Annotated in this window: 2 protein-coding genes; one reads left to right on the top strand and one right to left on the bottom strand. The window is 71.8% G+C overall.

Annotation, left to right across the window (positions count from 1 at the left end; genetic code table 11):
* The first annotated feature begins 122 nt into the window (after positions 1-122).
* Positions 123-902, top strand: coding sequence for a TetR/AcrR family transcriptional regulator (locus DQW06_RS05230; protein ID WP_013155680.1), 780 nt, complete (start codon positions 123-125; stop codon positions 900-902).
* A 97-nt stretch (positions 903-999) separates the two neighbouring features.
* Here DQW06_RS05230 and DQW06_RS05225 read toward each other — a convergent pair whose 3' ends face one another.
* Positions 1,000-1,671 (bottom strand): response regulator transcription factor, encoded by a 672-nt coding sequence (locus DQW06_RS05225; protein ID WP_255418212.1) that lies wholly within the window; start codon positions 1,669-1,671, stop codon positions 1,000-1,002.
* Positions 1,672-1,739 lie beyond the last annotated feature (68 nt).

Here is a 1,739-nt window from a genome sequence, read left to right as displayed (position 1 = left end):
GCGGTCCGGCCCTCCCGAACCTCCCGACGCCCCTGCCTCCCCCGCGACGCCGCGCAGCGGGGCGTGCGCCCGTGGAACACGCCCTAGACTGGCCGGACACCGGACCGAGAGCAGGACGGCCGATGCCCACGCAGTACACCAAGAGCGGCGACCCCGCGCGCAGTCTCGCCCTGCTGTGGCGGACCCAGGAGCCCGTCAGCCGCCGCAACAAACCGGACCTGAGCGTGGACCGGATCGTTGCCGTGGCCTCGGAGATGGCCGACAACGAAGGTCTCGCCGCGCTGTCCATGCGCAAGGTCGCCGAACGCCTGGGCGTGGGGACCATGTCCCTGTACACCTACGTCCCCGGCAAGGGCGAGCTGGTCGACCTCATGCTCGACGCCGCCTACGCCGACATGTACGCGGACGGCGAGCGCCCCGAGCACTGGCGCGAACGGCTGAGCGCGGTCGCGTACGCGAACTGGCGGCTGCTCCTGCGCCACCCCTGGATGCTCCAGACCCCGCGGGGCCGCCTCCTGGGCCCCCACCTCATCGCCAAGTACGAGTACGAGCTGTCCGCCGTGGACGGTCTGGGACTGTCCGACGTCGAGATGGACTCCACGGTCAGCCTGGTCAACAGCTACGCGGAGGGCGCCGCCAGCCAGGCCGCGGCGGTCAGCGAGACCGAACGGGCCACGGGGATGACGGACGGCCAGTGGTGGAGCACCCACGGCCCGCTGCTCGCGGCGTTCACACGGGACAGCGACTACCCGCTCGCCTCACGGGTGGGCAGCACGGTGGGCAGGGAGCACAGGACGGTCTACTCGTCCGACCACGAGTTCGCGTTCGGCCTCGAACGCGTCCTGGACGGCGTCCGGGTCCTGGTGGAGTCGCGCTCCGCCCGGGGCGCCGAGGGGTCCTGAGGACCGGAGCACCCGGGGTCAGGGGGTCGCGCGGCGGCCCTCCGCCGGCACCGCGCGTCTGGACTGCCGTTCCGCCCGCCTCCGGCGGCGGGCGCCGCTAGAGCACCGCGTCCCTGCCACGGACCGGGACGAGTCCGCTCCGGAAGGCCCAGACCACCAGCTGGACGCGGTTGCGCAGCCCCCGCTTGGCGAGGACGCTGGACACGTGTGACTTGATGGTCGTCTCGGAGAGGCCGAGGACCCCGGCGATCTCCGCGTTGCTGGCGCCGGTGGCGACCAGCGCGACCACGTCCTTCTCGCGGTCGGTGAACTGCTCCTTCCAGCACGAGTCCGGGTCGTCCGCCCCGACGCACACCGCCGCCTCGTAGCGGACGAACTCCTCCACGACCGTGCCGACCACGGCCGGGTCGAGCACGGTGTGCCCCTCCCGGAGCGAGCGCACGGCGTCGGTGATGACGGACATGTCGCTTCCGGTGAGGATGTAGCCGCAGGCGCCGGCCCGCAGGCAGCTGACGAGGTTGTCCCTGTCGCTGGGCACCGCCAGGGCGAGGACGCGAACGCGGGGGTCGTCCAGCTCCGAGAGCTCGCGGACCACCTCGTTCCCCCTCTCCCCCAGCGCCGCCATGTCGACGACGGCCACGTCGGGACGGAGCTGCCGCGCCCTGGCCACCGCCACTCGCAGGTCGCCGGTCGTTCCGACCACCTTGATGTCTTGTGTCGCTTCGAAGGCCGTACACAGTCCCAGCCTCACTACGTCCTGGTCACCGATAATCAGTACGCGGGTAATCAGTGGACCTGTCCCCTTTTCGTGCGAAACCTCCGGGGTGTGGGGGCGGG

Source organism: Nocardiopsis sp. TNDT3, assembly GCF_003427465.1.
Lineage (GTDB): Bacteria > Actinomycetota > Actinomycetes > Streptosporangiales > Streptosporangiaceae > Nocardiopsis > Nocardiopsis dassonvillei.
This window is presented reverse-complemented; position numbering and strand designations above follow the sequence as displayed.